This is a genomic window from Arthrobacter sp. AOP29-A2-19 (genome assembly GCF_058138025.1).
Genome location: NZ_CM176894.1, coordinates 146617 through 161767, shown reverse-complemented (window position 1 = coordinate 161767; position 15151 = coordinate 146617). Strand labels below are relative to the sequence as shown.

The following is a 15151-nucleotide window of genomic DNA, read 5'->3' as shown; positions in this document are numbered from 1 at the left end:
TCACATGGCAATCCTTGCCTGCTACACCAACACGCCCGAGGGGCATGCCGCCGTCGATAGGGCGCACGCGGAGTCCCGCCGGCTCAACGAGGACCTGGTCATCATCGACGTCGACAACGGCGGCGGCGGCACGGGCGCCGGCGGCCCCGACCTCCGCGGTCCCGGTGCCGGGGCCGGGGCCGGGGCGCGAAGCGTGCGGGTCGTGCCGCCGTCGGATTCCGTCCACGATTCGGCCGATCTGGTCCTGCGGACGCAGCAGGAGTTGAACGCCTCGCTGATCGTCCTTGGCCTCCGGCGCCGGTCCCGGGTGGGAAAGCTGATTCTGGGAAGCCACGCGCAGCGCATTCTCATCGAGGCAAGCTGCCCCGTCCTGGCCGTCAAGGCGACCTAGAGACGGCACCGAGTCCTCCATGGCGGCCGCCCCGGGTCCGCGCAGGCGCCCCCGTCCACGAGTCACCGTGGGCGGGGGCGCCTCTCATACATTGCCGGTAGGGTCGGAATCACCACGACGTACGCGAGGAAGGCCACCATGGCACGGCAGCGCACCGCAAGATACGTACTAGTCAGGCTGGCTGCGGCACTCTGGCTGCTGGCCCTCGGGAGTGTGCTGGCGCTCGCGCCGGGCGCGTCCGCCGACAAGCCCACGGAGATCGTGGTTGAGGACACCGCCGGCATCCTGGATTCCGGCACGCTGATGCCGGCCCTGCGGGACATCGAATTCCACGAGCCCACGAAGGTCGTCGTCTTCACCGAACGCGGTTCCGCCGGCGACAACTTCAACGAGCGCGTCCTCGGCTTTGCGCGGGCGGAACACCCCGAATGGATCAGCGAAGACGGCCAGAAATGGGCCGACGGGCTCTACATCGTCGCGATCGACCCCGACGGGCGGCACGTCGGCACCTACATGGGCGAGGACCGCAAGGTCAGCCTCGACCAACGCGAGGACATTCAGGAATCGATGTTCGACCTGCTGCGCGACGCCCAGTGGACGGGCGCGGCCATCGTGGGTGTGGAGGAGGGGGCCGCTGTCATCAACCGCCCATGGTACCGCTCCCCGCTTCTGTACGTCGGCGGCAGCGCGGCCGTCCTTATTGGCGGGGGAACCGCGGTGGCGGGGGCGTACGTGCGCGGGAGTCGCCGCAAGAACTGGGCGGCCGCCATCGAGACCGGCGACCGGAGCTACAGCAACGTCACGCTGGACTTGGAGGTCACGGACCTCAACGCCAGCACGATCCCGGAGGACTCGGCCTACGGGGGCAAGATCCTGGAGCGGCACCGGGGCTTCGCAACGGACTACGCGGCCGTGCACGCCATGCGGGAGGAGTTGCACGCCACCACCGCCAGGGAACGCTCGCGCAAGGCAACCCTGGAGAAGGCGGTGGCCTATCGCGACCGGGCCGTCCGGCTCGACGCCCTCGACGATGTCATTGCCGACTCGAACGACTTCCTCAACAAGTCCTCCAACTGGGAACGGGCCTGGGACCGCCAGACGGAGGACTTCCGCGCCGACCTCGACGCCATCGACGGGACGCTCGACGGGCCCGACGGCCACCCGGAGTCGGCGACCGCCGCCGCGCTGCGGGCGTTCCGGGGCACCGCGGCGGGGCGTCTCGAGGCCTGGGGAGCCGGCCTGGCCGACGGTTCGACCACGCCGGACGCGGCGTTGGATTCGCTGGCCGAGGCGCGGGACGAACTGTCGCAACTCCTGGAGAACCACACCGAGACCGTGATCGCCGGCTTCGCGAAATCCGACTCCGAACGCGCCACGATGCGGGAGAAGATGGCGGAGGCCCGTAACACCGCCGGGCAACCCCGCCGAAGCGGCGCGGGGATCCTCGACATCGCCTTTCCCTCGCGCGGCTACTTCTCCGTGCCGTCCTTCGCCGCCGGCTACAGCGCGGCCCAAGGCAGCGTGGAGGCCGAACGCACGGCCGCCAGCAGCGGCTCGAGCACCGGCTACGGAAGCAGCGGCGGCAGCTTCTCGGGCTCGGGGAGCTCCTCGAGGTTCTAGCGCCACCGGGGGCCGACGCGCCTAACCGCCGACGGGGCCCGCAAGGCCGTAGGACTCCTCGATCAGCTCCCTCAGCTCCTCCGGGTCCACCCGGTCGAGCCGGACCAGCACCAGCCCGGGCGAGCGGTTGTGGTGAGGGGTCCAGAAAAAGGTGTCCGGATCCGTCGCGGCCAGGGCTTCGCGCTCCCGTGTCTTGACGGTCAGCACACCGTCGTCCCAGATCCTGGCCATCATGGTCTTGGCGAACCACGCGGGGCGGTTCCAACTCGGGCGTTCGGTCACGCCGGGATGGGCCAGACACATGGCGCGGACGTCCTCTTCCCCGGGCATGGCACCAGCGTTCCACCTGCCCGCTCCGGGGGCAACACCTCGGCGCGGGTCCACGCGATCCCCGCCAACCCGCCCCGCCGCGTGACTGGATTCACAAATGCGGCCATTCAGGACATGATGGCAGTACCGCGGCTCCCCACCGTTTCGCCGCGGGCTGCAACCGATAGGAGTCCGGCTGTGACAACCACCGCCAATACGTCCGCTGAACCCGGCTACCGCGTTCTGAACCCCGCCACGGGAGAGGTCGTCGAGTCATTCCCCACCGCCACCGACGACGAGATCCGTGCGGCCATCGATTCCGCGGACCGGGCCTTCCGCGAGTGGCGCGACGTGCCGATCCAGGATCGCGCCAAGGTGGTGACCCGGATCGCCGAGCTGTTCACGGAACGCGCCGACGAACTCGCCGCCATCATCACCGAGGAGATGGGCAAGCCGCTCTCGCAGTCCAAGGGCGAGGCGGAGTTCTGCACCGACATCTTCAACTACTTCGCCACCGAGGGACCCGCCCTGGCGGCGGACCAGGAGATCAAGTCCTACTCCGGCGGGCGCGCCGTGGTGCAGAAGCGCCCCGTAGGCGCGCTGCTGGGCATCATGCCGTGGAACTACCCGTACTACCAGGTGGCCCGCTTCGCGGCCCCGAACCTGATGCTGGGCAACACGATCGTCCTCAAGCACGCCGAGATGTGCCCGCGCTCCGCGCTGGCCATCCAGCAGATCATGGACGACGCCGGCCTGCCGAAGGGCGCCTACGTCAACGTGTTCGCGTCCCACGACCAGATCGCCGACATCGTCGCCGACCCGCGCATCCAGGGCGTGTCGCTGACCGGGTCCGAGCGCGCCGGGGCCGTCATCGGCGCCCTCGCCGGCAAGAACCTGAAGAAGGCCGTGCTCGAGCTCGGCGGATCGGACCCGTACGTGGTGCTCGACGCCGACGACGTCAAGGCCGCAGCCGCGACGGCGTGGGAAACCCGGATCGAGAACACCGGCCAGGCCTGCAACTCGAACAAGCGCATGATCGTGATGGAGGACATCTACGACGAGTTCGTCGCCGAACTGACGAGCCTGGCGAAGGGTCTGCGCGCCGGGGACCCGGCCAAGGACGAGGAGGGCACCTTCGGGCCGCTGTCCTCGCGCGCGGCCGCGGAGGGCCTCGCGGAGCAGGTCAAGGACGCGGTCGACAAGGGCGCCACCCTGCACGCCGGCGGCGAGCTGGTCGAGGGCGGCGCGGCGTACCTGTCCCCCGCGGTGCTCACCGGCATCACCAAGGAGATGCGCGCCTACGCCGAGGAACTCTTCGGCCCGGTCGCTGTCGTCTACAAGGTCTCCAGCGACGAGGAGGCCCTCACGCTGGCCAACGACACCCAGTACGGGCTCGGCGGCGCCGTGTTCAGCACGGATCCCGAGCGGGCCCGCAAGGTGGCCGAGCGGCTCGACGTCGGCATGTCCAACGTGAACGTCCCCGCCGCCGAGAGCGCCGAGATGCCCTTCGGTGGCGTCAAGCGCTCCGGGTACGGCCGCGAGCTCGGCCCGCTGGGCATGGACGAGTTCGTGAACAAGCGCCTGCTCTACATCGCCGACTAGATTTCCGGCGGAGCACCAATACGGCGAAGGGACGGCCTCCACGGGGCCGTCCCTTCGGCGCGTTATCCCCCGCCGCCTCAGGCTCGTTGCGGCGGGCCCGAAGCGGCGCGCGGAAGGGCGCCGATTCGCTCCCCGTCCGCGTCGAAGACGATCAAGTCGTCGCCGGCCACGCGCACCGACGCCATGCCGGACAGCCAGGTGTCCACGCCCTCGCAGTACATGCGCGTCATCATCACCGGTCCAATGTCCACGGTGCCGTCCCCGGTCACGCGCCACGGACCCGCCATCGAATTGCATCCGTCGGAACCCGTGCACCGCTGGGCGTCGAAGGACAGCCACGGGCGCCCCCGAACTTGCTCTCCCCAGGTGCCGGTGGGGTCGTTCGCTACGTCGTCCATGGGGCCAGACTACGACGCCGGGGGCGTCCGCCCTAGCGTCCCTCGTACTCGAAGTGCCAGGCCTCGGCGTACGGGCTGCCCTGCTCGAGGTAGCGCTGGTGGACCCAGTTGTACTTCTTGGAGTTGGCCTTCAGCCACTTGTAGTACCTGCCGGAGAAGCCGTAGTCCCTGGTCTCCGGCACGTCGATGGCCAGGCCCCATCCGTGGTTGGACGTTCCGGGGCGTGCGGCGATGTACGGGCCGAGCTCCGCGTGGATGTACTTCTGCGTGTCCAGCGTCCGGTAGGCGAGGTCCACGTCCAGGTTCCGCCCGAACTTCTTCTTGAAGGCGGCGTTCAGGCGGGTCAGGTCCCTCAGCGCCGGTGCGGCTATCAGCGTCTTCTCCTTGTCCCAGGGAATGGCGACGAGTGCGGCCGCGGGCAACTGGCCGTTCCTTTGGGCCCGCACCTTAGCGCGGGTGTAGGACGGGGCGGACGTCGACGCCGTGGACTTGCGCTGCAGCGTGGATGTCTTCATCCAGCCGGCGATGCCTTGGGTCCGCACAAAGACCCATCCGCCGACGGAGCCTGCCTGCTTCTCGTGCCGGCTGTCCCGGTAGACCACGGAGTTCCGGGGCACGTCCCCGATCCGCACCTTCCCGTTCACGGACTCGTAGACGTTCGCGCCGGCCACCCGGGTCCAGTAGCGGTCCGTCAGCCCGGCACGGTTGGAGGTGTAGGGCCCGTCGATGTAGATCTCGCGTCCGGGCCGGTCGGCCACGACCTTGGTGTATCTGGCCGAGAACCATCCCGTCTTCCCGCGGAACGTGGTGCGGTGCCAGCCGCCGGACGTCGCGGTCACGCGCACGATCGCCCCCTTGGGAAGCGTGAGCAGCCGCTTCGCCGAGGTCGAGGCGCCGGCGCGCAGGTTCAGGTTGGCCGTGGTCTTGCGGAGCGCGGAGGCCTTCGCAGCGGGAACGGCGACGGAGACGGACGATGATGGCGGGGCGGGCGAGGCGGGTACCGGTGGCGCGCCGACGGCCGGTCCGGCGGCGAGCAGCGGCACCAGGGCGGCGACCACGACGAACGCCACGACGCGGCGGCGCGCGCCCGGAAGGAACTGTGGATACATCTCGACCCCTGACGAATTTTGGTGGATTGGGCGGAGGCGGCCGAACCGGACGTTCCCTCCGCACCATCAAATCTAACGCCAGGCACTCCGGGACGCCTAGCCACCATGGCCACTCCCCTCACATGGTGCCCCGTTCCCGCTGGGCTGGATAGAGTGGTCGGTACGCCGCCGATGAGGAGTTCCATGACGTTCCGACCGTTCAGCACCCGACGCCGCCCAGGCAACCAGCCGAACCCGGCGGCCCTTGCCGCGCCCCTGCCACAGACCAACGGACGCGAACGGGTGGCCGGGCTGTGGAGCGACAACCTGGGACGCACCGCAACGAGGTCCGCCCAGCTTCTGGTGGTCCTTGTGCTCGCCGGCGCCGCGATCTATGCCCTGCTGCAGCTCAGCCTCGCGGTGCTTCCCCTCCTGATCGCCCTTATCCTGGCCAGCGCCCTGTGGCCGGTCGTCCGGCTCGCGCGCAAGGTCATGTCGCCCATGCTGGCGGCCTGGACCGTGTTCCTGGGATCGCTGGTGGTCCTCGGCGGCATCGGCACGGGGATCGTGTTCGCGGTGCGCGCCGAGTGGCCCACCCTGGTTGAACAGGCCGTGGAGGGTTTCCACCAGCTCCAGGGAATGATCCAGAACCTGCCGATCACGATCTCGCAGCAGCAGATCGACGAGGGCATCACCACCGTCACCGACTTCCTCACCTCAAGCCAATTCGGCGCCGGCGCCCTGTCCGGGCTGACCGCCGCGGGCAGCTTCCTCACGGGCCTGGTGCTCCTGCTGGTGATCCTGTTCTTCTTCCTCAAGGACGGGGACAAGATCTGGGAGTTCTTCCTCAGCTGGATTCCCGACCGCCACCAGACCAAGTGGCGGCAGTCGGGCGCGCGGACCGTCGAGACGCTCGGCGGCTACATGCGCGGCACCGCCACCATCGCACTTGTCGACGCCGCCGGCATCGGCATCGCGCTGTGGGTGCTGCAGGTTCCACTGGCCCTTCCGCTCGCGGTGATCGTCTTCATCACCTCGTTCATCCCGATGGTCGGCGCCACGTTCGCGGGCATCCTGGCCACGCTCGTTGCCCTGGTGGCCAACGGGCCCGTGGTCGCCCTGATCGTGCTCGGCGTTGTGGTGCTCGTCAACCAGCTGGAGGGCAACTTCCTCCAGCCCGTGGTCATGGCGCAGGCCCTCAACCTCCACGCCCTGGTCATCCTGCTGGCGCTGACCATCGGAACGGTCCTCGGCGGCCTGGTCGGCGCCGTGCTCTCCGTGCCGCTCACCGCGGTCGTCTGGGCTGTCATCAAGATCTGGACCGGGCGTGACGCGGAACAGCAGGAGCAGGCGCGCGTCCGCGGCAAGTCCGCGAACGGCCACCGGGGCAAGGCCCGGGCCTAACCCTCCGCCGGGCCCCCGGCCGCCTGCCCGGGTCCCAGCAGCAGCGCCAGCAGCTTGGCCACGGCCCTATTGGTCGTGGCCTCGTTCCAGGCGATGTGCAGGTCCGCGTGGTTGAGGTCCGCCAGCCCCGGCGATCCCACGAGCTCCTCGAACCCGACCCCCGGCGACGCCCACTCCATGGTCGACGCCGGAACCAGCGAGACGCCGAGGCCGGCCGCCACGAACGCGAGAAGCGCGGGCACCTGGCTGGCGTACTGCGAGACGTTGGCATGCGCTCCCACGCTGTCGAACAGCCGGCTCACGAGGTCGAAGAAGTACCGCGCCTCCGCCGTCGAGTACATCATCAGCGGCACGCCATCCAGCTGGCGCATGTGCACGCCCTGCCCGGTCAGCAGCTCGTGCCCCGCGGGGAGGGCGACCACCAGGCGGTCCTCCAGCAACGGCCGCGTGAGCAGCCCCGGCCGGGCCACGATGGGGCGCAGCAGGCCGATGTCGATCGATCCGCGGCCCAGCATGTCCAACTGGTCCGTGGACACCGCCTCGCGCAGCACCAGCGAGACTCCTGGCAGGTGCTCGCGGGCGGAGCGCAGGATGGACGGCAGGCCGGACTGGCCCGCGATGGCGGTGTAGCCGATCACGATGGATCCGGCGTCCCCGGTGGCGACCCTGCGGACGTCGAGCTCCGTCTTCCGGCACAGGTCCAGGATGGCCCGCGCACTGGGCAGCAGGGTCTGCCCGGCCTCCGTCAGTTCGACCCGGCGGCTGCTGCGGACAAACAGCTGGGCGTCCAGTTCCCGCTCCAACAACTGGATCTGCCGGCTCAGGGGCGGCTGGGTCATGTTCAGGCGGGCGGCTGCCGCGCCGAAGTGGAGCTCCTCGGCTACGGCGACGAAGGACTCCAGCTGGATCAGCGAAAACATCGATGCTCTCCTTGAATGATTTAGTGCACACTTTAGCTTGGACACGCATAGATCGGCGCGCATAGCGTGGACGCAACGCCCGTTGTCCCGCCCGCCCCGCAAAGGATCCCCATGCCGTCCACACAGTCCAAACCCGGCTCGCTCGCAGAGGCCGGCAACCGCCGGCAGAGCGCCATCACCTCGGTCACCATCACCCCGGTCGCGTTCGCCGACCCGCCGCTGCTCAACACCGTGGGCGTGCACGAGCCGTTCGCCCTGCGGGCCATCGTGCAGGTCCACACTGACGCCGGCGTGACCGGCCTGGGCGAGACCTACGGCGACGCCGGACACATCGCCCGGCTCGAGCTCGCCGCCGCCGCCGTCGTCGGAGCGGACCCCTTCAATATCAACGACCTGCGTGCGCGCATCGCCCGCGTCCTCGCCACGGACAGCATCCAGGGCGGACACGGAATGAGCGGGATGGTGACCGGGTCCTCCACCTCGGACCGCGTCCTCTCCCCGTTCGACGTCGCCGCGCTGGACATCCAGGGCAAGCTGCTCGGCGTCCCGGTGAGCGACCTGCTCGGCGGCGCCGTGCGCGACGCCATCGACTTCAGCGGCTACCTGTTCTACAAGTGGGCGGGACACCCGGGCCAGGCCGACGACTCGTGGGGCGCCGCCCTGGACCCGGAGGGCATCGTCGCCCAGGCGCGGCGCATGGTCGACGGCTACGGCTTCACCGCCCTGAAGCTCAAGGCCGGCGTCTTCGAACCCGACGCCGAGGCCGAGGCCATCGAGGCGCTGCGCGCCGAGTTCCCGGACCTTCCCCTGCGCATCGACCCGAACGCCGCCTGGTCCGTGGACACCTCGGTGCGCATCGGCCGCCGGCTGGAGGGCATCCTGGAGTATCTCGAGGACCCGACGCCGGGCATCGAGGGAATGGCCGCGGTCCGCCGCCAGGTCGACCTCCCGCTGGCAACCAACATGTGCGTGGTGAGCTTCAACGACCTGCCGCCCGCGATCGCCGCCGGCGCCGTCGACGTTGTGCTCTCCGACCACCACTTCTGGGGCGGCCTGCGCCGCTCCCAGCACCTCGGGGGCATCGCCGAGACCTTCGGGCTGGGCCTGTCCATGCACTCCAACTCGCACCTCGGGATCAGCCTGGCCGCCATGGTCCACCTCGCGTCCGCGACGCCGAACCTCGACTACGCGTGCGACACTCACTGGCCCTGGAAGGACCCCAGCGAGGACGTTGTGGTCGACGGCGTGCTGAGCATCACCGACGGCGCCGTGGCCGTCCCGACCACGCCCGGCCTCGGCGTCGAACTGGACGGGGAGAAGCTCGAGACGCTGCACCGCCAGTACGTGGAGTGCGGCCTGCGGGAGCGCGACGACACCGGCTACATGCGCCGCTTCGAGCCGGCCTTCGAGTCCAAGAGCCCCCGGTGGTAGCCGCCGGGGCGGCGACCGCCCCCGCGGAGGTCCTCGACGTTGTTGTCACGGACCCGATCATGAGCACGTTCGCCGAGCAGCTGGTCGCGGGCGCGCCCTCCCACCGCTGGAAGTTCCTGGCCGACGTGCCCGCCGCCGGGCGGGCCGCGGAGGTCGCCGGCGCCGACGTTGTGGTCTGCTCGCGGATGGCCCCGGAGGAGGCACGGACTGTCGCTTCCGCGCGGCTGGTCCATGTGACCGGCGCGGGCGTGGACCGGGTGGCCGTGGCGGACCTGCCGTCCACGGCCGCGGTCGCGAACACGTTCCACCACGCGCGCCCCATCGCCGAGCACGTGGTGATGACGACGCTCGCCCTGGTGCGGCGGCTCCTCCCAACGGACCGCGAACTGCGCGGCGGCACGTGGAGGACCATCCTGACGGATCCGACGGCGCCGCTGCACCCCACCCTGGACACCATGACGATCGGCCTGGTCGGCCTGGGCACCATCGGGGCGGAGACGGCACGCCTGGCCGCCGGCCTCGGCATGGACGTCATCGCGGTGCGCCACCGGCCGGAGGCGCCGCTGCCCGACGGCGTGGCGCCGCGCTGGGTCGGCGGCGACGCGGACCTGCACCGCCTGCTGGCCGAATCCGACGTCGTGGTGGTCACCGTGCCGCTGTCGCCGGCCACGGAGGGCTTGATCGGCGCCGCCGAGCTCGCCGCGATGAAGGACACCGCGTTCCTGGTGAACGTCGCGCGCGGGCCGGTCGTGGCACAGGACGCACTCTTCGCGGCGCTGCGCGGGGGGACCATCGCCGGTGCGGCGCTGGACGTCTGGTGGGGATCCCCCGAGGCCGGCCGGACGCCCCCGGCGGACTTCCCGTTCGCGGAGCTGGAGAACGTCATCCTGACGCCGCACTACTCCGGCCTGGCATCGAGCACGTTTGAGCGGCGGGTGCTGGACATCGCCGCCAACATCGAGGCGGTCGCCTCCGGCGGCGAGCTGCGCAACCGGGTCCGCCCCGGCGCCACCGTCTGACCGTACGGCAGTGCCCCGGCCGCTGTGATCCCACAGCCGCCGGGGCACTGTTGCGTGCGGCTAGCCCAGCAACAGCCGCACGGCCAGCACCAGGGCGCCGCCGGCCGCCGCGAGCAGGCCCACGAGCCGCAGCCGGTCGGCGTCCAGGAAGCGGTTGAGCCAGCGGGAGGCGAAGAACCCGGCGAGCACCACGGGACTCAGCCACAGGAACGCCTGGACCACGGCGGGGGTCACCAGCCCGGCAATCGCCAGCAGGCCCACCGAGATCAGCGAGCCCACCAGGAAGAACGCGCTCATGGTGGCCCGGATGCGCGCGGGAGGAAGGCCCTGCCAGATGATGGCCATCGGCGCCCCGCCGACCGATGTCGCCGTGCCCATCACGCCGGAGAGGGCCCCCGCCGTGGCCAGCGATGCGCGGGTGCGTGCCGGCCTCCACCCCAGAAAGGCGGAGCCGATGCCCACGAGCACCGCCACGGCCACCATCCACGAGAGCGTGGTGGTGGAGACGACCACCACCAGCCACGTGCCGACGACGCTCCCGGGGATCCTGCCCGCCAGCGCCCAACCGGCGCCGCGCACGTCCAGGAACGCCCGGTCGCGCACGGCCACCAGCAGCGTCACGACACAGGCGAGCATCACCACCAGCGCGGGGAGCAGGTCGGGCTCGACCAGCGCGATCACCGGGGCCGCAACCAGCCCCGCGCCGAAGCCGATCGAGCCCTGCAGCCCGGACGCCACGAAGATCGTGGCGGCCAGGACGGCATAGTCTGCCGGGCTCACTCCCCCGCCGCGACGGCGCGCAGGCCAGCCTCCTGCGGATCCTCCAGCGGGAAGTGGCATTCAGCCGTGTGGACGGGCGGGCCGTCCGTGCCGACCACCCGCAGGCGCGGGGTGCCGAGCGGGACGCGGCCGGCCTCCGCCGCCGTCGTCGCCGGTGGCGCCTGTTGGGCGCAGATGTCCTGGGCCTTCCAGCAGCGGGTCCGGAAGCGGCAGCCCGACGGCGGGTCCAGCGGGGAAGGCAGCTCGCCCTTCAGGACGATCCGCTCCGTGGGACGCGCCGCGGGGTCCAGCTTCGGGGACGCGGACATCAGGGCGGCCGTGTAAGGGTGCAGCGGGCGCTCGAAGACGTCCTCGGTGGTGCCGGTCTCGATGATGCGGCCCAGGTACATCACGGCCACGCGGTCCGTGACGTGCCGGACCACGGAGAGGTCGTGGGAGATGAAGATGTAGCTGACGCCAAGCTTGTCCTGCAGCTCGTTGAGCAGGTTCAGCACCTGCGCCTGGACGGAGAGGTCCAGCGCGGACACCGGCTCGTCGAGGATGATCAGCTCCGGGTTCAGGGCGAGCGCGCGGGCGATCCCGATGCGTTGTCGCTGCCCGCCGGAGAACTCCTGCGGCGACTTCTTCGCGTCCGAGGGGCGCAAACCCACCAGCTGAAGCAGCTCGCGCAGGCGCGCCTCGCGCTCGCGGCCGGTCTTGTAGAGGCTGCGGTGGGTGGCCCACGGCTCGGAGATGATCTCCCCGGCGGTCATCCGGGCGTTGAGCGACGCGAACGGGTCCTGGAAGACCATCTGCACGCGCCGACGCCAGGCCAGGAGCTCCTTGCCCTTGAGGCCGAACGGGTCCTGCCCCTCGAAGGCCACCGTGCCGGAGTCCGGCTTCTCCAGCAGCATCAGGGTCCGGGCGAGCGTCGACTTGCCGCAACCGGACTCGCCGACCAGCCCGAGCGTCTCCCCGCGGCCGACCGTGAGATTGATGCCGTCCAGCGCGCGGAGCCGGTTGTTGCCGGAGGCGCTGCGCGCCACCTGGAAGGTCTTGGTGACGTCGCGGACCTCGAGGGCCACGTCTGCCGCGGAGTGCGGGCGGTCCAGCAGAGCGGTCATGACTTGATCTCCTCAAGGGTTTCGTCGGTGGCCAGCAGTTCGGAGAAGTGGCAGGCGGCCTTCTGGCCGGGCGCCACCTCGCGCAGGACCGGGCGTTCCTGGCGGCACAGGTCTCGCGCCAGGGGGCAGCGGTCCTGGTAGACGCAGCCGGCGGGGATGTTCTTGAGCTCGGGCGGGCTCCCGGGGATGGAGGACAGCTTCCCGCCGCGCTCGGCGTTCACGGGGACCGATTCGAGCAGGCCCTTGGTGTAGGGGTGGCGGGGCCGGGAGAAGACCTGTCCGACCGGTCCGGTCTCGGCGACCGTCCCGGCGTACATGACGGACACGTCGTCCGCCTCCTCGGCCACCACGGCGAGGTCGTGGGTGATGAGGACAACGGCCATGTTCTCCTCTTCGCGGAGGCGGCGCAGCAGGTCCATGATCTGGGCCTGGACCGTGACGTCGAGCGCCGTCGTCGGCTCGTCCGCAATCAGGAGCTTGGGCCCGAGCGCCACGGCCATGGCGATGAGGATGCGTTGGCGCATGCCGCCGGAGAACTGGTGCGGGAACGCGTCCACGCGGGATTCGGGCTCCGGGATGCCCACGCGCTTCATCAGGGCGATGGCCTCCTTGCGGGCGGCCTTGGCGGAGAGCCCGCGGTGGATGCGGAAGGCCTCACCGATCTGCAGCCCGACAGGGTAGACCGGGTTGAGCGCCGTCAGGGCGTCCTGGAACACGATGCCCAGCTCCGCGCCGGCGACCTTGCGGCGCTGCTTGGCGGACATGCGGTTCAGGTCCTTGCCGTCCAGCTCCACCGTGCCGCCGGCGACGTGCGCCACCGGGTCCAGCAGGCCCGCGACGGCCTTGGCGGTCATGGACTTACCGCAGCCGGACTCGCCGAGCAGGGCCAGGGTCTGTCCGGCGCGGGCGATGAAGCCGGCGTCGCTGACCGCGCGCACCTCCCCGGCGGGGGTGCGGATGTCGACGTCGAGCCCTTCGACGCGCAGGACGACGGGGTTGGGTTCGCCGGGGCGCTGGGTCCCCTCGGTGGTTGCCGTCATGGTCACTTGGACTCCTTGGCCGGGATGCGGGTGATGAGCTTCTTGCGGCCCGGCAGCGTCAGCCGCCACCGCTGTGCGGGGTCGGTGGCGATGCGCAGCCACGCCGCCAGCAGGTTCGCGGAGATGGCGGTCACGACGATCGCGACGCCCGGGAAGATGGAGAGCCACCAGGCGGTCTGCAGGTATTGGCGGCCCTGGGAGACCAGGAGGCCCCAGCTGACGTCCGGCGGCTGGATGCCGATGCCCAGGAAGCTGAGCGAGGACTCCGCCAGCATCACGTAGCAGAACTCGAGCGTGGCCAGCGTGAGGATGGTGGGCGTGACCACGGGGATCACGTGCCGGACGATAATGGCGTTGGGCCGCGCGCCGAAGGTCCGTGCCGCGTCCACGAAGGTGCGGCTCTGCAGCTCCGCCGATTCGGCCCGCGCGGTGCGCAGGTAGATCGGGATGCGGGTCAGCGCCAGGATCAGCACGATGTTGGCGATCGAGGGGCTGAAGACGTACAGCACAACCACGGCGAGCAGCAGCGACGGGAAGCTCATGATGACGTCGGCGACGCGCATGGAGACGTTCTCCCGCCAGCCGCGGTGGTAGCCGGCCCAGACGCCCCAGAGGGAGCCGATGAGCATGGAGACCAGCACCGCCGGGATGGCGACCATCAGGGTGGTGCGGGTGGCCACGACCAGTCGTGCCAGCACGGAGCGGCCCAGCGAGTCGGAGCCGAGCAGGTATTCCCAGCCGTTCGACAGGATGAACGGGGCCTTGTTGGCGAACATCAGGTTCTGCCGGGTGGCGAGCTCGCCCATGAGCATCGGCCCGAAGACGGCGGTCGCCGCGACGATCAGCAGCACAACGGCGCCGGCGGTGGCGAACTTGTCGCGCAGGAGCATGCGGAACATGCTCGGGTGGTTCGTTTTTGCCTCGGCGGGCGGTTGGATGCCGGCCGTGGCGGGGTCGTGCGCCGGGTTCGGCGCGGCGGGCGTGGTGTCGAGTGGTTGGCTCATGGTGCCCTCCTAGGCCTGGCTGCCGGCGGTGGCCGGGGCGGGGGTGGTCGTGGCTGGGGTCGAGGCCGCGCCGCCGGCCGGCGGCGCGGCGGAGACGGACTTCGCCTTGGACGACGCCGAGGCGGGCCTCACGCGGGGGTCCAGCAGGGCGTAGAGCAGGTCGATGATGATGTTGAGTGCGAAGATCGCGACGGCGGTCAGCAGGACACACGCCTGCAGGACGGCGAAGTCGCGCTGCAGGATGGAATCGATCATGAGCTTGCCGATGCCGGGCCAGCCGAAGATGGTCTCGACGACGACCGCGCCGTTGACGAGTCCCACGGTGAGGTCGCCGGCGACGGTCAAGGCGGGCGCCGCCGCGTTGCGCAGCGCGTGGTGCGTCACGACCCGGGTCTGCGATGCGCCCTTGCTGCGCGCCAGCTTGATGTAGGGCTCTGACAGCGAGGACACCATGGCACCGCGGACCACCTGCACCAGGGTGCCGAACGGCCGCATGAGCAGGGTGCCGATGGGCAGGACCCACGCGGCGGCGCCGGTGACGCCCGAGGTCGGGACCCAGCCGAGCGTGATGGCGAAGACCCAGATGCCGACGATGGCCAGCCAGAAGTCCGGGATGGAGGCGGCCGCCATGGAGAGAAAGCTGGCGACCCGGTCCGCGATGCCGTTGGGCTTCAGCGCGGCCCAGCTGCCGACCAGGACGGCCAGGATGATGGCGAGGACCATGGTGGTCGCCGCGAGCTGGAGGGTGGCCGGGAAGGCCCGCAGCGCCATTTCGGCTGCGGGCTCCCCCGTCCTGAGGGAAGTGCCGAAGTCCAGGACGAAGACTCCCGTGAAGTAGTCCCACATCTGGACCAACAGCGGCTGATCCAACCCGTTGCGGGTGGCGAAGTCGTCACGCATCTGCTGCGTGGCGTTCAGTGGCAGGTACAGGCTTGCCGGGTTGCCGGTGAGGCGGGCCAGCGCGAAGACACCGACGACCACCACCACCAGCGGCAGCGCACTGGAGACGATTCGCTTGCGTAGATAGGTCAGCATGACTTCC

At 70.5% G+C, this 15151-nt stretch carries 15 protein-coding genes; 6 read left to right on the top strand and 9 right to left on the bottom strand.

Going from position 1 to position 15151, the window contains the following annotated elements; genetic code table 11:
* The first annotated feature begins 4 nt into the window (after positions 1–4).
* Both AC3ZJJ_RS00745 and AC3ZJJ_RS00740 read left to right on the top strand, forming a co-directional pair.
* The gene (locus tag AC3ZJJ_RS00745) at positions 5–391 is read left to right on the top strand and encodes a universal stress protein (protein WP_489893367.1); all 387 of its coding nucleotides are present in this window, start codon (positions 5–7) and stop codon (positions 389–391) included.
* Between the two features lie 138 nt (positions 392–529).
* Entirely contained in the window at positions 530–2011 is a 1482-nt protein-coding gene (locus AC3ZJJ_RS00740; protein ID WP_489893366.1) for a DUF5129 domain-containing protein, read from the top strand.
* Positions 2012–2032: 21 nt separating this feature from the next.
* On the opposite strand, the gene AC3ZJJ_RS00735 is transcribed toward AC3ZJJ_RS00740, so the two are convergent.
* A complete protein-coding gene (locus tag AC3ZJJ_RS00735) occupies positions 2033–2341 on the bottom strand; it encodes an MmcQ/YjbR family DNA-binding protein (protein ID WP_489893365.1) in 309 nt (102 codons plus the stop codon).
* Positions 2342–2518: 177 nt separating this feature from the next.
* Between AC3ZJJ_RS00735 and AC3ZJJ_RS00730 the strand changes: the two genes are divergently transcribed.
* Positions 2519–3922, top strand: coding sequence for an NAD-dependent succinate-semialdehyde dehydrogenase (locus AC3ZJJ_RS00730; protein ID WP_489893364.1), 1404 nt, complete (start codon positions 2519–2521; stop codon positions 3920–3922).
* Positions 3923–3999: 77 nt separating this feature from the next.
* On the opposite strand, the gene AC3ZJJ_RS00725 is transcribed toward AC3ZJJ_RS00730, so the two are convergent.
* Complete coding sequence (locus AC3ZJJ_RS00725; RefSeq protein WP_489893363.1) at positions 4000–4320, bottom strand: META domain-containing protein; 321 nt, start codon at positions 4318–4320, stop codon at positions 4000–4002.
* A 32-nt stretch (positions 4321–4352) separates the two neighbouring features.
* Entirely contained in the window at positions 4353–5429 is a 1077-nt protein-coding gene (locus AC3ZJJ_RS00720) for an SH3 domain-containing protein (RefSeq protein WP_489893362.1), read from the bottom strand.
* Between the two features lie 183 nt (positions 5430–5612).
* On the opposite strand from AC3ZJJ_RS00720, the gene AC3ZJJ_RS00715 reads away from it, so the two are divergent.
* Complete coding sequence (locus tag AC3ZJJ_RS00715; protein WP_489893361.1) at positions 5613–6812, top strand: AI-2E family transporter; 1200 nt, start codon at positions 5613–5615, stop codon at positions 6810–6812.
* Here the strand turns inward: AC3ZJJ_RS00715 and AC3ZJJ_RS00710 are convergent.
* Entirely contained in the window at positions 6809–7732 is a 924-nt protein-coding gene (locus AC3ZJJ_RS00710) for a LysR substrate-binding domain-containing protein (RefSeq protein ID WP_489893360.1), read from the bottom strand. The genes AC3ZJJ_RS00715 and AC3ZJJ_RS00710 overlap by 4 nt on opposite strands.
* A gap of 111 nt (positions 7733–7843) precedes the next feature.
* Here AC3ZJJ_RS00710 and AC3ZJJ_RS00705 point away from each other — a divergent pair, with 111 nt between their 5' ends.
* A complete protein-coding gene (locus tag AC3ZJJ_RS00705; protein ID WP_489893359.1) occupies positions 7844–9163 on the top strand; it encodes a glucarate dehydratase family protein in 1320 nt (439 codons plus the stop codon).
* Positions 9157–10182: a 2-hydroxyacid dehydrogenase gene (locus AC3ZJJ_RS00700; protein WP_489893358.1), complete on the top strand. Its 1026-nt coding sequence runs from the start codon at positions 9157–9159 to the stop codon at positions 10180–10182. Before AC3ZJJ_RS00705 ends, AC3ZJJ_RS00700 begins: the two co-directional genes overlap by 7 nt.
* Before the next feature lie 60 nt (positions 10183–10242).
* On the opposite strand, the gene AC3ZJJ_RS00695 is transcribed toward AC3ZJJ_RS00700, so the two are convergent.
* Genes AC3ZJJ_RS00695 through AC3ZJJ_RS00675 form a run of 5 tightly spaced genes read right to left on the bottom strand, consistent with a single transcriptional unit; the run spans position 10243 to position 15144 of the window.
* Positions 10243–10962 carry a sulfite exporter TauE/SafE family protein gene (locus tag AC3ZJJ_RS00695; protein WP_489893357.1) on the bottom strand — a complete coding sequence of 240 codons (720 nt, stop codon included), beginning with the start codon at positions 10960–10962 and terminating at the stop codon, positions 10243–10245.
* Positions 10959–12065, bottom strand: a complete 1107-nt coding sequence (locus AC3ZJJ_RS00690) for an ABC transporter ATP-binding protein (protein ID WP_489893356.1) — start codon at positions 12063–12065, stop codon at positions 10959–10961. The genes AC3ZJJ_RS00695 and AC3ZJJ_RS00690 overlap by 4 nt, the downstream gene beginning before the upstream one ends.
* Entirely contained in the window at positions 12062–13105 is a 1044-nt protein-coding gene (locus tag AC3ZJJ_RS00685; protein ID WP_489893355.1) for an ABC transporter ATP-binding protein, read from the bottom strand. Before AC3ZJJ_RS00685 ends, AC3ZJJ_RS00690 begins: the two co-directional genes overlap by 4 nt.
* Before the next feature lie 2 nt (positions 13106–13107).
* Positions 13108–14109, bottom strand: a complete 1002-nt coding sequence (locus AC3ZJJ_RS00680) for an ABC transporter permease (protein WP_489893354.1) — start codon at positions 14107–14109, stop codon at positions 13108–13110.
* Positions 14110–14118: 9 nt separating this feature from the next.
* Complete coding sequence (locus AC3ZJJ_RS00675; protein ID WP_489893353.1) at positions 14119–15144, bottom strand: ABC transporter permease; 1026 nt, start codon at positions 15142–15144, stop codon at positions 14119–14121.
* Between the last annotated feature and the right edge of the window lie 7 nt (positions 15145–15151).